Consider the following 17,006-nt stretch of genomic DNA (forward strand, 5'->3'; position numbering starts at 1 on the left):
TGATAAAATATCATTAAGGTGTTAGGGTTAGTACATTTTTCGATCATTCTATGATACAAAGAGTAATAAAACTTTACGGGTAAACTATACTCTCTTGTAGTAAATATCCGGCTTTGGCCGTTATAGAAGGATTGAGAAAGGGGGATGCTTATGAATCGTAAGAAGATTACTGAGCTTGTTTTTGATTACGGTGTAGCGCTGTATGTAGTTGCTGCGCTTATTATGCTCATCATCCCTATCCCGGCATTTTTAATGGATATACTTCTTGCATTTGACCTTTCTATGGCTTTTGCAATTTTGTTTAACGCAATGTATGTTAAGGAAGCTCTGGATATGAGCTTTTATCCTACAATGCTTCTATGTACCACAGTTTTTAGAATCGCTCTCAACGTTTCATCTACAAGACTTATTCTTACAACAGGTGATCCTGGTAAGGTTATTGAGGTATTTGGTGAATTCGTTGGTGGCGGTGACCTTATTATCGGTATTATCGTATATATTATCCTTGTAATAGTTCAGTTCGTTGTAATCAACAAAGGTTCTGAACGTGTATCTGAAGTAACTGCAAGATTTACACTTGATGCTATGCCTGGTAAGCAGATGGCTATTGATGCCGATCTTAATACCGGTGTAATAGATGATAAAGAAGCCAAAAACAGACGTGATCATATTCAGAAGGAAGCCACATTCTTTGGTAACATGGATGGTGCTTCCAAGTATGTAAAGGGAGATGCCACAGCCGGTCTTATTATCACAGTCGTAAATATTGTTGGTGGTATTATGATGGGTGTCCTTCGTCAAAGCCTTGCTCTTAATGAAGCTGTTGATAAGTACACTATCCTTACAATTGGTGATGGCCTTGTATCTTCAATTCCTTCACTTTGTACGTCACTTGCAACAGGTGTTCTTGTAACTAAGGGCGCCGGCGAATCTGACTTTGGTCATACTCTTATCAATCAGGTATTTGGCCTTCCCAAGGTTATGTATCTGGTTGGCGCAGTTATTGCTTTCCTAGGACTCTTTTCACCACTTCCGCCTGTTATATATGTTGCAATTGGCGCTTTGTATATAGTTGGCGGCAGAATGATGCAGCAAAGAGTAGAAGAAGCAGCTACTGAAGAAACTGTTGAAGAAGCAGAAGAAGCTCAGGCTGAAGAGATAAGACAGCCTGAAAATGTTAATTCACTTCTTCAGGTTGATCCTATAGAGCTTGAGTTTGGATATGGAATAATCCCCCTTGCTGATATCAATCAGGGAGGTGACCTTCTTGACCGAGTTGTTATGATTAGGCGTCAGATAGCACTTGAACTTGGTACGGTTGTTCCTATTATACGTCTTCGTGATAATATCCAGCTCAATCCTAATCAGTATATTATTAAAATAAAAGGTATACAGATCAGTGAAGGCGAGATTCTTTTTGACCATTATATGGCCATGAATCCGGGACATGTTGAGGAAGAGATCACAGGTATTCCTACATTTGAGCCTTCCTTCCACCTGCCCGCTATATGGATAACCGAAAGTCAGAGAGAACGCGCGGAGTCTATGGGCTATACAGTTGTTGATCCGCCTTCCATAATAGCAACTCATTTGACAGAGGTTATAAGAGAGCATATAGCTGAACTTCTTACAAGACAGGATGTTCAGAACCTTGTTAACAATCTTAAGGAAAACAATGCTGCTCTTGTAGATGAGCTTGTTCCCAAGCTTATGAGTCTTGGTGAGATTGAAAAGGTTCTTCAGAATCTTTTGTCAGAGGGTATATCAATAAGAGATCTTGTTACTATATTTGAAACTCTTGCGGATTATGCGCCTAGTACGCATGATACGGATATACTGACTGAATATGTAAGGCAGAGCCTTAAGCGCGCTATATCCAACAAGTACTTTATATCCGGAGAGACGACGAGCGTTGTTACGCTTGATCCTAAGGTGGAGCAGGAGATCATGGGTTCTGTCAAGCAGACTGAGACCGGTGCTTATCTTACTCTTGATCCTGAAAGGACCAGAGCTATCTTAAAGAGTGTTGTCACTCAGGCCAAAAAGCTTGAAGACAACGGCAGAAGTCCTATAGTAATGACTTCTCCAATTGTAAGAATGTATTTTAAGAAAATGACAGAAGAGACCTACAAAGACCTGATTGTTATTTCCTACAATGAAGTGGAAAGCGACGTTGAGCTTCAATCGGTTGGCATGGTTACGGCATAACTTGAATTTAAGAACTAAAGGCAGGTTGATTTATAAAAAAATCCTTCAATAAGAATTTAGTATTGGAAAGAAGGCCTATGATAATTAAGAAGTTTGTCGGTAAAACAGAAGAAGATGCCACAGAGCAGGCTAGAGAAGAGCTCGGCATGGGCATTGTCGTGATGAATGTAAGACCTGTACGCAAGGTTGGCTTTTGGTCTTTCCTTCAAAAACCAAAGACAGAGGTGACGGTAGCTTTAGAAGAAGAGCCTGATCTTTCTGATAAGATCGTGCGCCCTAAAAAGAGTCTTTCACCTTCTGAACAGGACAATGATAATAAGAAAGCTGATGAAGCTTCTGATCTTGGCAAGAAGCTTATCAAGGCGTCCCAGTCAGGAGTGCTTCCACCTTTGAAGGTATCCGCCGGTTCGTCCGGGAAGCTTTCTGCTACTAATGCTGTAGCTGCAGAGAATGCTACGGCTTCTTCGGTTGTTCTTGAAAGGCCGGGTGTCACAGTCCCTTCTTCTAATTCTGTTATCGAAGAAAAGCTGGATTCTCTTCATTCTCTTCTTGAAAAAAATATTGTGCGTCCGCAAAAAGATGAGCAAGCTCCAAAAGCTTCTGCTGATTCCAAAAATGATTCAGAAATCCGCGCAAAGGACGATACAATTCCGGAAGAGACTTTATCTTTTATCAAACTCCTATATAACACAATGATAGAAAACGAAGTAGACGAGCGCTATGTCAATGAGCTGACTGATGAAGTCGAGAGATTTGCAAAGCCGGGTATACCTCTTGAATACTTTCTTAGTAATGTGTATCAGAAGATGATCCTCAAATTCGGTAAGTCCGAAGAGATAACACCTTCTGAAAATGGTGTAAAAGCTGAAATATTCATAGGACCTACAGGCGTTGGTAAGACAACTACTATTGCAAAGCTTGCTTCCAATCTTTCTGTAGTTCAGCACAAAAAGGTTGCGCTTATAACAGTTGATACTTACAGGATCGCTGCAGCTGAGCAGCTTAGAACTTATGCTTCAATTCTTGAGATACCTTTCAGGGTTATCTATTCTGTGGAAGATATCAAGAAGGCGGCAGATGATTTTGAAGATATGGATTATATCATGGTAGATACTGCCGGTCATTCTATTCACAATGAGGAACAAAAGGATGAAGTCGGCAAATACGTAGAGACTTTAAAGGAAAAAATGGATACGGATACTTTCCTTGTTATGAGTGCATCTACCAAATACAGAGATCTTCTTGAGATAGTGGACAATTATAAGGAAGATTTTGACTACAAGCTTATTTTCACCAAGATGGATGAAACTAATGCGGTCGGCAATCTTTATAATATAAAGCTTCATACCGGTGCTCCGATGTCTTACATTACTAATGGCCAGAATGTTCCGGATGATATCGCCGTATTTGATGCGCAGAGGGTAGTCAAGAACCTTCTGGGAGGAAAAAAATAATTGCTTAATGTTTGATGAAGGACTTATTGATAAGGCCGAAAGCAGTAGCCGGGGGATAATGTATGCAGGATCAGGCAACTCAGCTTAGAAATATTATTAAGAATGCGAATTCTTCAAGGCCCAACAGACCTCTTGCAAGAGTTATTACTGTTACAAGCGGTAAGGGCGGTGTTGGTAAGAGCAATGTAGCTATAAATCTGGCGATACAGTTTCGTAAGATGGGCCAGAGGGTCATAATCCTTGATGCCGACTTCGGACTTGCCAATATTGAGATCATGTTTGGTACAGTTCCCAAACATAATCTGTGCGATCTTATATATCAGGGCAAAAATATTAAAGAAGTTATTACCTGGGGACCTATGGGCGTAGGCTTTATTTCTGGCGGTTCCGGCATTTCCGGCATGTATAATCTTTCGAGAGATTATCTTGTTTATATAATTGTTAATCTTGCGGAACTCGATGCAATAGCCGATACAATAATTGTGGATACAGGAGCGGGTATTTCGGATGCCGTTTTGGAATTTCTTGTAGCAAGTGGCGAGATCATACTTGTGACAACGCCTGAACCGACTTCGATAACTGATTCTTATTCACTTCTTAAAGCGCTTAATCATCATCCCAGATTTAGCAGGGAAGATACTGTAATTAAAACAGTCTCGAACAGAGTAAGTTCCGATGCGGAAGGCGAACAGCTGTATCATAAGCTCAGCGCTGTTTCTACAAGATATTTAAAGCTACCTCTTACTTATCTTGGCTCGATTCCGCAGGATCAGCAGCTATCTAATGCTGTAATGCAGCAATCGCCGGTGTCGATTGCTTTTCCGAATGCTAAATCGGTCAGATCGTTTGAGAGCATTGCTAGAAAACTTACAGGCGAACAAGGTGGTGAGCCAGAGATACAGCCAAGAGGAATGGCAGCTTTTTTCTCGCATATTATTAAGAGCAGAAAATTAGAATCTACCACAGCTGAGGCCGTAGGCGGCACGAAAGGATGACATGCTATCTGATTACATAATACCTGGAAACAGAATAGAACTGCAGCCTTTTTCGACAGGGTATATAAATAGTGGTGACAGGAAATCGTATGCAAGCAAGATATACGACATCCTGTCTGAAGAAAAGATCGATGTGATGATGCCGATGGAAAAAGGGCAGCTTCAGCTCCTTCCTGTAGATGGCACTTATAACATAGTCTTTTATTCTGATAAGGGCTTGTTCCAAAGTAGCGGAAGAGTCGCTGACAGATACCGGTCCAACAATATGTATATTCTTACTATTGAGCTTACAAGTCCCCTTTCAAAGCTGCAGAGAAGAGAATATTACAGATTTAGCTGTGCTATCAGTTTTAAATTCAGAAATCTTACTGAGGATGAAGAATTAACAATAAGAGATAATCCTTTCTTTGCACTTGATTATGATGAACCGATGAATAAAGGGACGATAGTCGATATAAGCGGAGGCGGTATAAGATTCATAGCTCCTTTAAGACTTGATGAAAATTCCAGGATATATATCTACTATAAGCTTCCTCAAAGAGGAAATCTTAAGGAATACAGGATCATCGGGCAGATACTTAAGACAAGAGAACTTGAAGCCAAGCAGGGAAGCTTTGAACACCGCGTTAAGTATACCAATATAGATGAAGATGACCGCGAAGATATAATCCACTATATCTTTGAAGAAGAAAGGAAAATGATGCGAAGAACTTGAACTTAAATACAGTTAACCAAAGATATTATAAGGAACAGACACTATAGTATAAACGATAATAAGATAGAAAGTAGGCGTAAATATGAAAAAAATTTTCTTGGTTGATGACTCTGCACTTATGAGAAGCGTACTCAGTGATATCATTAATTCAGATTCAAAGTTTCATGTGGAAGCTACTGCCAGAGATGGCGCTGAAGCACTTGAAATGCTGAAGAAGTCCAATTCATATGATGTCATGGTTCTTGATGTTAACATGCCTAAGATGAATGGTATAGAGCTTCTTCAGAAATTGAACGAAGAAAAGATCAGAATACGCACTATGATGGCCAGCACAGATACAGTTGAAGGTGCTAAGGTCACACTGGACTCTCTGGATCTTGGAGCTATAGACTTCGTTCACAAACCTGACAGAGCATCTGCCTGCAAAGGCGAGGATTTTACCAAGGAATTCCTTACAACTCTTTGGAGTGTCAGCATTTCAAAGCTTCCTACAATTGTAAGTGTTAATAAAACTGAAAAACCCGCCGATAAAAAGATTGATAAGCAGATAATACAGGCTGTTCAGAAAAGTACAGCCAGCATTACCGGCAACAAGATCGTCGCTATTGCTTCATCTACTGGCGGTCCCAGAGCTCTTCAGGCGGTAATACCAAAGCTTCCAAAAAATCTCAAAGCACCTGTTGTACTGGTGCAGCATATGCCGGTCGGTTTCACAGCATCACTTGCAACCCGTCTTGATTCTCTTTCAGAGATTCATGTCAAGGAAGCAGCAGAGGGTGATGAACTTACAAGAGGAACCGTTTATATCGCTAAAGGCGGTATACATATGCATATTGAGAAAAATCCTTCCGGTAAATTTGTCATCCATTTTAAAGACGGACCGACAAGAGAAGGTGTTAAGCCAAGTGCCAACTTCATGTACGAATCGCTTGCCAATTCATCCTATGATGAAGTTGTATGCGTCGTAATGACAGGCATGGGAGCTGATGGAACTGAAGGAATCAAGAACCTTAAAGCAAGTAAAAAAGTGCATGTTATCTCCCAGGATGAAGAATCCTGTACAGTTTATGGAATGCCAAGAGCTGTAGCAACTGCCGGATTGTCCAATCAGGTAGTATCGCTGGATAAGATTGCACAGGAAATAGTAATGAATGTAGGTGTATCCGGGGTATAAATGTCACAAGAAACGGCGCCTTCATTCATGGGTTAACTCTTCAAGGAGGGTAAAATAAAATGGATACTTCCCAATATCTAGGCGTGTTTCTTGATGAAGCTAAGGAACATATCCAGACTCTGAACGACGCTATTATGACTCTGGAAGATGATCCTACAAACGAGGACTGTGTCAACGAGATATTCCGTGCGGCGCATTCCATGAAGGGTATGGCAGGCACCATGGGCTATAAGCGCATGCAGCAGCTTACTCACGACATGGAAGACGTATTTTCTGATGTGCGTAATGGCACATTAAAAGTTGATACCCATATGACAGATACTTTGTTTAAGTGTCTGGATGCGGTTCAGGAATATGTTGATAATATCGAGTCTTCACAGGATGAAGGTACAGAAGAAAATGCAGACCTTATACAGGCTCTTGCAGATATTCGTGCCGGAAAAGCTGGTGGAAGTGCAGAAGCAGCACCTGCTGCTCAGCCCGCAGCGGCAGAAGCAGCACCTGCACAGGAAGCTAAAGCTGATGCTGTTCCTCATGGCGACTGGCATTTGATCCCTATGGATGATGCTACTAAAGATACTATCAAAAAAGGTATTGCAGATAGCCGTAAGGCATTTGGCCTTACAGTTAAGATACAGGATACTTGTCTTTTAAAGGCTGCCAGAGCTTTTCTTGTTGTAAAAGGTCTGGAAGATATAGGTGAAGTTGTTGCTTCAGATCCAAGCAATCAGGATATAGAGGATGAAAAGTTCGATTTTACATTCTCTTTGATCGTACTTACTGATACTGATGATGCAGAGAAGGTTGCAGAGATAGCCAAGAATGTATCTGAGATAGAATCAGTAGAGATTGGCGAATATGATCCTGATGCTCCTGTAGCAACACCCGCTCAGCCTGCAGCTGAAGCAGCACCGGCTCCTGCACCTGCTCCTGCAGCACCTGCACCGGCTCCTGCAAAAGCAGCAGCTCCAGCACCCGCTCCTGCAAAAGCAGCACCAGCTCCTGCTAAAGCTGCAGATGCCAAGAAACCGGCAGGAAAGCCTGTTGTATCAAGAACAATCCGTGTTGATACAGAAAAACTTGATTCACTTATGAACCAGGTATCAGAGCTTATCATCGCTAAGAATTCGCTGATATCAGCTACTGAATCAGCCGGAATACAAAATAGTAATGTTACTGAACAGATAGAATATCTTGAATCAGTAACAACCAATCTTCACGAATCAGTCATGAAAGTACGAATGGTTCCTATTGAATCAGTACTTCAGAAATTCCCTCGTATGATCAGAGATCTTACAAAGTCTCTTGGCAAGAAGATGGAACTTACAATGACTGGTGAAGAGACAGAAATGGACCGTACCGTTGTTGATGAGATCGGTGATCCTTTGATGCATCTGTTAAGAAACAGTGCTGATCACGGTATCGAAGATTCTGAGACAAGACTTTCACGTGGTAAGGATGAGACAGGACAGATTTTCCTTCATGCTTATCAGGATGGTAACTCAGTTGTCATCGAGGTTGGTGATGATGGTAACGGTATTGATGCTAACATAGTCAGAAATAAGGCTGTAGAAAAGGGCATCATGACAAGAGAAGAAGCTGACGTTCTTACAGAACAGCAGGCTGTAGAACTTCTTTTCCATCCTGGATTCTCAACTGCTAAGCAGGTATCTGAAATCTCAGGAAGAGGCGTTGGTCTTGATGTTGTTAAGAGTAAGGTTGAATCCCTTTCAGGTACTGTTACAGTTAATACAAAGCTTGGCGAAGGATCTACATGGATCATAAGACTTCCTCTGACTCTTGCTATTATTCAGGGTCTCATGGTTGAAGTCGGCGGTGAGAAATATGCTATTCCGCTTGATTCCATTCAGTCCATTGAAAATGTTCCTGTATCGGATATCAAGTTTGTATCCAATAAAGAGGTTATCAATCTTCGTGGCAGCGTAACAAGACTTATCAGAATGAACGAAGTTCTTGAAAATAAGTCAACCAATGATCCTAACGAGGACATGATCGTTGTTATAACCAAACGTGGCGATCAGCAGGTTGGTCTTGTTATCGACAAACTTGAAGGTCAGCTGGAAATCGTTATCAAGCCTCTTGGTAAATATATGACGAAGTGCAAATTCATCAGTGGCGCTACAATCCTTGGTGATGGAGAAATTGCACTCATTCTTGATACCAATCAGATTGGAGGATAATAATAATGGATGCACTCAGAGATACACAGGATATTGGAGAAATAATTCAATATATTATCATCAAGCTTGCTGACGAGCAGTATGGAATCGATATCAAGTATATCGATAATATTGTAAGGATGCAGAATATCACAAGAGTTCCTAAGGTTGATGACTATTTTAAGGGCGTTTTGAATATTCGAGGCGTTATCGTTCCTGTAATGAGCATTCGTGTTCTTATGGGAATGGAAGAGGATGTCATCACCAACAAGAGCCGTATCATTATCCTTAAGATCGGCGATGAAGGTGAACTTCTTGGAATTATTGTAGATCAGGTCAATCAGGTACTTAATATTGGTGCCGCTAATATTGATAAGCTCTCCTTTGATGAAAAGACAAAGAAGAGCAACGGCAAGTTTATATCAGGCGTTGGTAAGTATGAGGGCGGACTCGTATCAATACTTGACCTTACAGCACTTGATCCTGAAACTGCAAAAGAAAAGAAAGAATAACGATATAATATTAAAATTAAATTGAAAATGTGATACTATTAAAGAGAGAAAGTTTTAACACCTTCTCTCTTTAGTAGTACATGGAATTACATCCATGTAATTCCAAACATGTACGGTTACATCCTGTAACCGCGTACATAGAAATACATCCATGTATTTCTAAACATGTACAGTTACATCCTGTAACTGAGTACTTGTACAAAGAGTCGCTTTTTTGTTCCTTTCAGGGATTGTTTCAGATCAGGAGGATATGATTTGGCGGATTTAAGTCTGGATGCTCTTTCCGAGCAGTATTATGATGTACTAAAGGAACTTGGTAATATCGGAGCAGGTAATGCTACTACAGCACTTGCACAGATGCTTGGTGCTAAGGTTGATATGTCAGTTCCCAGTGTAAGACTCCTTGAATTTAAGGATGTTGGCGATTGTATGGGTGGTGCGGATCAGATCATGGCCGGCATTTATCTTCGTATGGAAGGAGATGTTGACGGTTCTATCATGTTCCTTACCGGCCAGAAAGAAGCCAGGTATCTTGCTAATAAGCTTATAATGCAGGATAAACCTGAAGATGCAGAGTTTGATGAAATGGAACTTTCTGCATTAAAAGAAATTGGTAATATCATTACCGGTTCTTATCTTAATTCTCTTGCAACAATGACTAATTTGAAGATGATCCCTTCAGTTCCATACGTTGCTGTTGATATGGCAGGAGCAATCCTTTCCGTTCCGGCAATTGAATTCGGTCTTATGGGCGATAAACTTCTTCTGATAGAGAATCGTTTTACTGACGATGTTCAGATAAGCGGTTATTTTATTCTTTTACCTGATATTGAAGGTTATAAGAAGATTCTCGGCTCCCTTGGTATTGATGTCTCTATGTTTGACTGATAAATTTTTTGTCTCGTTTGTTTTTATATTTTACAGCTGATGAGGATAATTCATGTCTGAAATTATAAAAGTAGGGATGGCAGATTTAAATACCTGCAAGGCCCCGGATGGGATTACTACACTTGGTCTAGGCTCTTGTTGCGGTATAGCAATAAGAGATCCTGTAACCAAGATAGGAGGTCTTGCTCATATAATGCTCCCGGATTCTACAGAGATCAGGAATAATAATAACATTCCTAAATTTGCAGATACCGGAATTAGAGAGCTTGTAAAGCGCATGGAAGCTCTTGGCGCATCTAAAAGCAGGATGGTAGCCAAGATTGCTGGCGGCGCTACTATGTTTGCATTCCAGTCGTCAAGTCCCAGTATGCGTGTTGGCGATCGTAATGTTGAGGCTTCTCTAAAAGCTCTTAAGGAACTTAATATCAAAGTACTTTCTCAGGATACGGGCCTTAATTTCGGACGAACTGTTATTTTTTATCCTGAGACGGGAGATTATGTTATCAAAGCTGTAGGCAAGCCGGAGAAAATCATATGAGCGATGATGATAACATGGAAGTTCAGGATGAAGAGAATTTAGAAAATGCTTCTGACAAGGAAGAAAACGATGTTCATCCCGAAATGTGGAAAGATCCCCGGGTTGAAAACATTGTCAGAGCCATCCGTAAAAATGAAAAAGCAAAAAATAAAAATGAGATCATAAAAGTTAATTACAAGGTTTTGATTGATCCTAAAACAAAGCTTATTGCACCATTTGTGACTCTACTTGGAACGGCTGTCATTGCTGTTTTTACTTATTTTGACGGTATGCCGACCAGCAGATGGTTTATTGTAGTATGTACGACTACAGTTCTTTTCCTTTTGTTTGGGTCCATTCTTCAAAATATGATAGAAAAATATGAAGAAGAGGCCGTTAAGCAGTGGATTGATAAAAGGCTTGAACAGGAACGTCTTTTGGATGAGGAGAAAGCAAGACGTGAGGCTGAAGAGCTTATTGCTCAGGCAAAAGCTGCTGCAAAGCAAGAAGAGGATTTGTTTTTCTAGTATATTTTCTATAGAAATATTTCTTTTTACATATATAATCGAGTGCTTTAAATACTAGAACATGGGGGTAAGCTCTACATGGATGAAGCAGCAAGAATCAAGTTATGGAAAGAATATGAAAACTCTAAACTTCCCGAGATAAGAGAAAAACTGATACTGGAATACGCTCCGCTTGTAAAGCTTGTTGCAGGCAGACTTTCTATGTATCTGGGTTTTAATGTCGAATATGACGACCTTGTTGGATATGGCATCTTCGGTCTTATTGATGCGATAGACAAGTTCGATACACTTAAGGATGTCAAATTTGAGACCTATGCATCACTTCGTATACGTGGCGCCATCCTTGACCAGATAAGGAAGATGGACTGGATTCCGCGTACTATTCGTGATCGCCAGAAGAAGATCGATATTGCGATCAAGGAAGTCGAGGCTGAAAGTGGTCATGTTGCCACAGATGCCGAGATCGCGAAGAAGATGAATATCTCCGAGGAAGAGTATCTTAACTGGCAGAGCCAGATGAAGGTTACGGGTGTCATCTCTTTAAATGAGTTTATGGAGCAGGGATCTGATGTGCCGGAAGACCGAAATCATGGTGCCAGATTTGAAAAGCCTGAAGAGGTTATAGAGAAGGCTGAGCTTAAGAAGATGCTTGGAGAAGCCCTTGAACTTCTTACAGAAAAAGAGCGCAAGGTAATACTTTTGTATTACTATGAGGAGCTTACCTTAAAAGAAATCAGTAATATCTTAGAGGTTTCGGAATCACGTGTATCCCAGCTTCATACAAGAGCGCTCCAAAAGATGCGCGGTAAGATGGGCAAATACATGGGTATTCTCACAGACAGAGTATAGATACCTATTCATGTTACAGTCAGAGCATAAATACGGGTAATGATGGAGCGAAAATGAACGGATATTTTCAGCTTGTTATTGGAAAAGCCGGAACAGCTGTTAAGGTATTTGAAGCTACAGATGGAGATCCTGATATCACCACCGGCGAAATAACTGAATATCTTGATAGGAACAGAATCGGCTATGACATTATTGCTGTTAATGAAGCAGTGAAAAAGATGGGCGGTGAGCCTGTCTATTTCACTCAGAACAAGGCTAATCCTGTAAGGGAACAGTATTTAATGACTATAGCTGATGATCAGATGTCCGTATCGCTTCGTTTTTTTCCTCCTTCTGAGAACATCGCTGGCGGAGAAAACGGTCAGCTTACTGATTCCAAGGAAGTTGTAGGAGACCTGGTGCTTAAAAAGATCAGGTTTGGCGTTGACAAGGATATTATTGATAGTTTTTTTGCCAAAAGAGAATATTGTAAAGACATCGTAATTGCCAGGGGAAAGCTTCCAAGAGATGGCAGCGATGCTGTTATAGATTATAAATTCGGAGTCAGCAAAAGACCTCATCCTACTCTTAATGCTGACGGGTCAGTTGATTATCATAACCTGAATATCATAAATCACTGCACAGAGGGAGACCTTCTTGCTGTACTTACACCTGCTGATATGGGTGATTATGGAACAAGTGTTTATGGCAATCAGGTTAAACCGAAGGCTGTAAAGGTTAAGAGCCTTCATTATGGCAAAAATGTAAAGATTTCTGAAGATAAGCTTACGCTTACTGCCGAAACATCAGGGCATGTGTCTCTTCAGGAAGGTAAGGTTGTTGTATCCAATGTTTTGAATCTTAAGAATATTGACGTTGCTACAGGTAATATTGATTATGAAGGAAGTATTGCTGTGGCCGGTAATATAGCTTCCGGATTTAGTGCAAAAGCCGGAGGAAATATAGAGGTTAAAGGCACTATTGAAGGTGCGGTGCTTGAAGCAGGCGCTGACATAATCATGGAAAGAGGTGTTAACGGAGCTGGCGGAGGTCTTATAAAAGCCGGCGGTAATATAGTCACCAAATTCATAGAAAATGCTCAGGTTGTTGCCGGAGGAAGCGTTAATGCTGAATCTATCCTGCATTCTAATGTGCAGGCGGGTACGGAAGTTAATGTTACAGGTAATAAGGGCTTTATAGTTGGCGGGCACGTTGTTGCGGGCGAGAAAGTATGCGTTATTACTATTGGCGGTGAAATGGGAACCACCACAAGAGTTGACGTTGGAGTTGATCCCACGCTTAAAGCAAGGATCCGCGACCTTATGAAGAGCATTGGCGAAGCCAATAAGAGTCTTCAGCAGATAAAGCCTACAGTTGAGGGAATTGTCAAAAAGCTTAAGGCAGGCATTCAGCTTTCAGCAGATCAGGCAGCCTATGCCAAGAAGCTTATGGCTATGAAAGCTCAGCTGGAAAATGATATTAATGATAAATCAGAAAATCTGATGGAACTTCAGGATAAATTATCTGATACGCATGATGCATATGTAAGTGTTAATGGCATATGCAATGCAGGAACTGTTATTACAATTGGGGAATTGTCAATGACAGTAAGTAAACCGGTCAAATTTAGTAAATTTATAGAAAAAGAGGGAGACGTAAGGGTCGCTCCTTTGGACTGATAAGTATTTATCTGCATCATGGATTTATTAACGACTTGGGTTATGCCTTTGTGTATCCATAAACAAAGGTAAGGAGGACTGATGGGAATAGGTGTTGTTATATTACTCATTTTTGGTGTAGTTGCAATAGTTCTGGGCTTTGTCCTGCCGGTTGGCAAAGACCTTGAGAAAGATGACAAAAAAGCTATGGAATCGGCCGTTTCGCAGGCTGTCCACAAATCTATCGAGAAATCTCACGATAAAATTCAGCAGGAAATTGATGATAAGATCGAGGAATCTCTTTTGAAAACAGAAAGAGGGCTTGATCGTATTACTAATGAAAAAATGAGTGCCATAAGTGAGTATGCTGATACTGTCATGAATGATATCCATAAAAATCATGATGAAGTAATGTTCATGTATGACATGCTCAATGATAAGCACAAAAATCTTACGTCTACAGTATCTGAGGCTGCCAAAACAGAAGCACAGGCAAGACAGACTGTTATTGACGCAGAACTTACTGCTAAGCAGGCAAGAGAAGCTGCTACCAAAGTCAGCATGATGGCTCATGGTATAAATCCCGGTTCTGCCAATATGGCTCCGCCGGATTCTAACTCTCCGGCAGGTTTTTATGATGCAGCTACACCTCCTGTTTCATTTCATAATGCAGCAGCATCAAACTTTTTTGAAAATCTCGGAATTGATGGTTATGAGCTTGACGGTACGGTTAGCGGTATCCAGCAGGCCAAGGCAGCTACTGATAAAAACAACAAAAAGGGCCAGAACTCAGTATTTGGAGATATAAGAGCCGGTAAATCAGCTCCCGGAGCTGATCAGAATATATTCGGAGATTTAGACAGCCGCGAATCCGAATTTGCGCCCCTTGGAGCAGCTGAACATCTGTCAAGTGAAGACCTTGATCAGCAGTTTGCAAGAGTATTTGGAAGCACAGACAATAATGAAGAGGATTACAGCGCTCTTACAGATGAAATGGAGGCTGTACGTGCTATTGCAGCTGCAGCATCTAATTCTGTATCCGATTCAGCTTCTGATAAGGTGATTCCTATCGCTGATGCTCAGAGATCTGTAAGAGAAGAAGAAAGTTCAAATGATCAGACGCGCCAGAACAATAAGATAATGGAGATGCATGAATCCGGTAAATCCAATATTGCGATTGCAAGAGAGCTTGGTCTTGGCGTAGGAGAGGTTGGACTTGTAATAGAACTTTCCCAGAAGAACCGTAGAAAAAGACAGATCTGATCTTACAGACATTTAAAGTTTATGACCTTAGCCTTTTTTATCCAGAAAGATATGTAGAAGGCGTGAAAGGGGGAGCATGAAACTAAAATTATATTTGCGAGGACTTGGCGTAGGATTACTTATAGGAGCTATTGCGCTTCTTATATTCGGAGGCGTTGATGTTGGAAGCAAGTCTGATTCTGCTTCAGACAGCTCAGCTGTCGGACTTATAACGCCTGTGGAGGAAACTGATGAAAGTGAAGAAAACGAAGTCACGTTATATGCTACTGCGTACCCTTTGGAAGATGTTTCCACTTCGGAGGAGAGCAGCGAAGTATCTGACGAAGGAGAAGAAGCACTTACGACGATCGACGAAGAACTCACTTCGACAAGTGACAGCATTTCGGAAACAGATGACGAAACTCAGGAAGCGATATCACAGGTACTTGCAAAAACCAGTGATGCGCAGAGTGGGTCAAAGCAAAGTCAGGATGCCTCAACAAATGAGAGCACCGAGATCGAAGTCGAAGATGGTGAAGCATTTGTAGTATCTGATGATGCTGATACAACAGATACATCCAAAACAAGTACATCCAAATCAAGTACATCTGGTACAGATACAAATTCTGAATCTGAAAGTACGAATGCCAATACTGATACGGATACAGCTTCTGATGAGTCAGATACAGAAGATACAACTGAAACAACTACAACAACCACAGGCAATTCTGTTGTGGTACAGATACCCGGAGGAAGCGATTCAGCTACTGTCTGCAAGGTTTTACAAAATGCAGGGGCTATAGAAAGTGCATCCGATTTTGATGCTTATCTTGTATCAAGAGGCATAGACCGTTATATAAGATCCGGAACCTACTATATAACAGCAGGTTCTACATATGAGGAAATTGCAAAGCTCATCACCGGAAGGTGATGGGCTTTTTCTGGCGCGCCTTTTGCGCACGTTTCTATTGTATTTACTGGGATTTTCTTAAAAAAACCTTGCATACACATTATCTTTGTGTTATTCTAGTAGGGCTGTGGAAATTCTATGGGATATTTATGCCTGCAGATATTTCTGCAAATACAAATCAATCACGTATATCTGTTCTTTTTTCGGGTGCTGCATTGCAGTTGGAAATTGATCTCGCCGGGGTGCTAACGCCGCCTTGGATTTATGAGTAAGGATATACGGAAGAATAACCAAATGGAGGTAATATCATGAGCGTTGTTACAATGAAACAGTTACTTGAAGCAGGTGTACACTTCGGACACCAGACAAGAAGATGGAACCCTAAAATGGCTCCTTACATCTTCACAGAGAGAAATAATATCCACATTATCGATCTTCAGAAGTCAGTTGGTAAGGTTGATGAAGCTTACAAGGCTATCTTCGAGATCGCTGAGCAGGGTGGTACAGTTCTTTTCGTAGGAACTAAGAAGCAGGCTCAGGATGCTGTTAAGGAAGAAGCTCTTCGTTGCGGTATGTACTATGTTAACGAGAGATGGCTTGGCGGTATGCTTACAAACTTCACAACAATCCAGTCAAGAATCCAGCGCATGAAAGATATCGAAAGAATGCAGGCTGATGGAACATTCGAACTTCTTCCTAAGAAGGAAGTTGCTGGTCTTAAGAAGGAACTTGATAAGCTTCAGAGAAATATCGGCGGTATCCGCGATATGAAGAGAATTCCTGATGCTATCTTCGTAGTAGATCCTAAGAAGGAACACATCTGTATCCAGGAAGCTCACGCACTTGGAATCACACTTGTTGGTATCTGTGATACAAACTGCGATCCTGAAGAGCTTGATTACATCATCCCTGGTAACGATGATGCTATCCGTGCAGTTAAACTTCTTGTTGGTAAGATGGCAGATGCTGTTATCGAAGCTAACCAGGGTGCTGAGAACGAAGTTGAGGCAGCTGAGGAAGTTTCTGAGCAGGACGCTGAATAATATTTCATTATCTGAGAGAAGGAGAATAAAACAATGGCAGCTATTACAGCAGCAATGGTAAAAGAATTACGTGAATCAACAGGCGCAGGAATGATGGAGTGCAAAAAGGCTCTTTCTGCTTCTGATGGAGATATGGATGCAGCAGTTGAATTCCT

The 17,006-nt window shown here is 41.1% G+C and carries 15 protein-coding genes and 1 pseudogene; all 16 read left to right on the forward strand.

The genetic code is table 11. The features are described 5' to 3' along the window. Nucleotides 1-150 precede the first annotated feature (150 nt). On the forward strand, nucleotides 151-2,208 hold the full coding sequence (flhA, locus tag K6G87_RS13775; RefSeq protein WP_296838448.1) for a flagellar biosynthesis protein FlhA: 2,058 nt from the start codon (nucleotides 151-153) through the stop codon (nucleotides 2,206-2,208). A gap of 77 nt (nucleotides 2,209-2,285) precedes the next feature. Continuing rightward, nucleotides 2,286-3,662: a flagellar biosynthesis protein FlhF gene (gene flhF, locus K6G87_RS13780; protein WP_296838449.1), complete on the forward strand. Its 1,377-nt coding sequence runs from the start codon at nucleotides 2,286-2,288 to the stop codon at nucleotides 3,660-3,662. Nucleotides 3,663-3,724: 62 nt separating this feature from the next. Beyond that, nucleotides 3,725-4,657, forward strand: coding sequence for a MinD/ParA family protein (locus tag K6G87_RS13785; protein ID WP_296838451.1), 933 nt, complete (start codon nucleotides 3,725-3,727; stop codon nucleotides 4,655-4,657). Between the two features lies 1 nt (nucleotide 4,658). After that, the gene (locus tag K6G87_RS13790; RefSeq protein WP_296838453.1) at nucleotides 4,659-5,372 is read left to right on the forward strand and encodes a flagellar brake protein; all 714 of its coding nucleotides are present in this window, start codon (nucleotides 4,659-4,661) and stop codon (nucleotides 5,370-5,372) included. An 82-nt stretch (nucleotides 5,373-5,454) separates the two neighbouring features. Continuing rightward, the gene (locus K6G87_RS13795; RefSeq protein WP_296838455.1) at nucleotides 5,455-6,546 is read left to right on the forward strand and encodes a protein-glutamate methylesterase/protein-glutamine glutaminase; all 1,092 of its coding nucleotides are present in this window, start codon (nucleotides 5,455-5,457) and stop codon (nucleotides 6,544-6,546) included. Nucleotides 6,547-6,605: 59 nt separating this feature from the next. After that, on the forward strand, nucleotides 6,606-8,747 hold the full coding sequence (locus tag K6G87_RS13800) for a chemotaxis protein CheA (RefSeq protein ID WP_296838458.1): 2,142 nt from the start codon (nucleotides 6,606-6,608) through the stop codon (nucleotides 8,745-8,747). A gap of 5 nt (nucleotides 8,748-8,752) precedes the next feature. Continuing rightward, a complete protein-coding gene (locus tag K6G87_RS13805; RefSeq protein WP_296838459.1) occupies nucleotides 8,753-9,238 on the forward strand; it encodes a chemotaxis protein CheW in 486 nt (161 codons plus the stop codon). A 255-nt stretch (nucleotides 9,239-9,493) separates the two neighbouring features. Further along, nucleotides 9,494-10,126 carry a chemotaxis protein CheC gene (locus K6G87_RS13810; RefSeq protein ID WP_296838462.1) on the forward strand — a complete coding sequence of 211 codons (633 nt, stop codon included), beginning with the start codon at nucleotides 9,494-9,496 and terminating at the stop codon, nucleotides 10,124-10,126. A 52-nt stretch (nucleotides 10,127-10,178) separates the two neighbouring features. Next, on the forward strand, nucleotides 10,179-10,664 hold the full coding sequence (locus K6G87_RS13815; RefSeq protein WP_296838465.1) for a chemotaxis protein CheD: 486 nt from the start codon (nucleotides 10,179-10,181) through the stop codon (nucleotides 10,662-10,664). Continuing rightward, nucleotides 10,661-11,170: a hypothetical protein gene (locus K6G87_RS13820; protein WP_296838468.1), complete on the forward strand. Its 510-nt coding sequence runs from the start codon at nucleotides 10,661-10,663 to the stop codon at nucleotides 11,168-11,170. Before K6G87_RS13815 ends, K6G87_RS13820 begins: the two co-directional genes overlap by 4 nt. Before the next feature lie 78 nt (nucleotides 11,171-11,248). Then, nucleotides 11,249-12,019: a FliA/WhiG family RNA polymerase sigma factor gene (locus K6G87_RS13825; protein ID WP_296838471.1), complete on the forward strand. Its 771-nt coding sequence runs from the start codon at nucleotides 11,249-11,251 to the stop codon at nucleotides 12,017-12,019. Between the two features lie 53 nt (nucleotides 12,020-12,072). Beyond that, nucleotides 12,073-13,677 (forward strand): DUF342 domain-containing protein, encoded by a 1,605-nt coding sequence (locus K6G87_RS13830; protein WP_296838474.1) that lies wholly within the window; start codon nucleotides 12,073-12,075, stop codon nucleotides 13,675-13,677. Nucleotides 13,678-13,758: 81 nt separating this feature from the next. Further along, on the forward strand, nucleotides 13,759-14,919 hold the full coding sequence (locus K6G87_RS13835; RefSeq protein WP_296838477.1) for a DUF6115 domain-containing protein: 1,161 nt from the start codon (nucleotides 13,759-13,761) through the stop codon (nucleotides 14,917-14,919). Between the two features lie 76 nt (nucleotides 14,920-14,995). Then, nucleotides 14,996-15,829, forward strand: a complete 834-nt coding sequence (locus tag K6G87_RS13840; protein ID WP_296838480.1) for a hypothetical protein — start codon at nucleotides 14,996-14,998, stop codon at nucleotides 15,827-15,829. A 287-nt stretch (nucleotides 15,830-16,116) separates the two neighbouring features. Next, nucleotides 16,117-16,851, forward strand: coding sequence for a 30S ribosomal protein S2 (gene rpsB, locus K6G87_RS13845; protein WP_296838482.1), 735 nt, complete (start codon nucleotides 16,117-16,119; stop codon nucleotides 16,849-16,851). Nucleotides 16,852-16,884: 33 nt separating this feature from the next. After that, nucleotides 16,885-17,006, forward strand: a pseudogene (locus K6G87_RS13850) (translation elongation factor Ts); the annotation flags it as partial.

This window comes from Butyrivibrio sp. (assembly GCF_024699075.1).

Excerpts from the sequence above, each read along its gene's own strand:
- flhA (WP_296838448.1), top strand. The coding sequence starts at position 151 with ATGAATCGTAAGAAGATTACTGAGCTTGTTTTTGATTACGGTGTAGCG.
- flhF (WP_296838449.1), top strand. The coding sequence starts at position 2,286 with ATGATAATTAAGAAGTTTGTCGGTAAAACAGAAGAAGATGCCACAGAG.
- K6G87_RS13785 (WP_296838451.1), top strand. The coding sequence starts at position 3,725 with ATGCAGGATCAGGCAACTCAGCTTAGAAATATTATTAAGAATGCGAAT.
- K6G87_RS13790 (WP_296838453.1), top strand. The coding sequence starts at position 4,659 with ATGCTATCTGATTACATAATACCTGGAAACAGAATAGAACTGCAGCCT.
- K6G87_RS13795 (WP_296838455.1), top strand. The coding sequence starts at position 5,455 with ATGAAAAAAATTTTCTTGGTTGATGACTCTGCACTTATGAGAAGCGTA.
- K6G87_RS13800 (WP_296838458.1), top strand. The coding sequence starts at position 6,606 with ATGGATACTTCCCAATATCTAGGCGTGTTTCTTGATGAAGCTAAGGAA.
- K6G87_RS13805 (WP_296838459.1), top strand. The coding sequence starts at position 8,753 with ATGGATGCACTCAGAGATACACAGGATATTGGAGAAATAATTCAATAT.
- K6G87_RS13815 (WP_296838465.1), top strand. The coding sequence starts at position 10,179 with ATGTCTGAAATTATAAAAGTAGGGATGGCAGATTTAAATACCTGCAAG.
- K6G87_RS13820 (WP_296838468.1), top strand. The coding sequence starts at position 10,661 with ATGAGCGATGATGATAACATGGAAGTTCAGGATGAAGAGAATTTAGAA.
- K6G87_RS13825 (WP_296838471.1), top strand. The coding sequence starts at position 11,249 with ATGGATGAAGCAGCAAGAATCAAGTTATGGAAAGAATATGAAAACTCT.
- K6G87_RS13830 (WP_296838474.1), top strand. The coding sequence starts at position 12,073 with ATGAACGGATATTTTCAGCTTGTTATTGGAAAAGCCGGAACAGCTGTT.
- K6G87_RS13835 (WP_296838477.1), top strand. The coding sequence starts at position 13,759 with ATGGGAATAGGTGTTGTTATATTACTCATTTTTGGTGTAGTTGCAATA.
- K6G87_RS13840 (WP_296838480.1), top strand. The coding sequence starts at position 14,996 with ATGAAACTAAAATTATATTTGCGAGGACTTGGCGTAGGATTACTTATA.
- rpsB (WP_296838482.1), top strand. The coding sequence starts at position 16,117 with ATGAGCGTTGTTACAATGAAACAGTTACTTGAAGCAGGTGTACACTTC.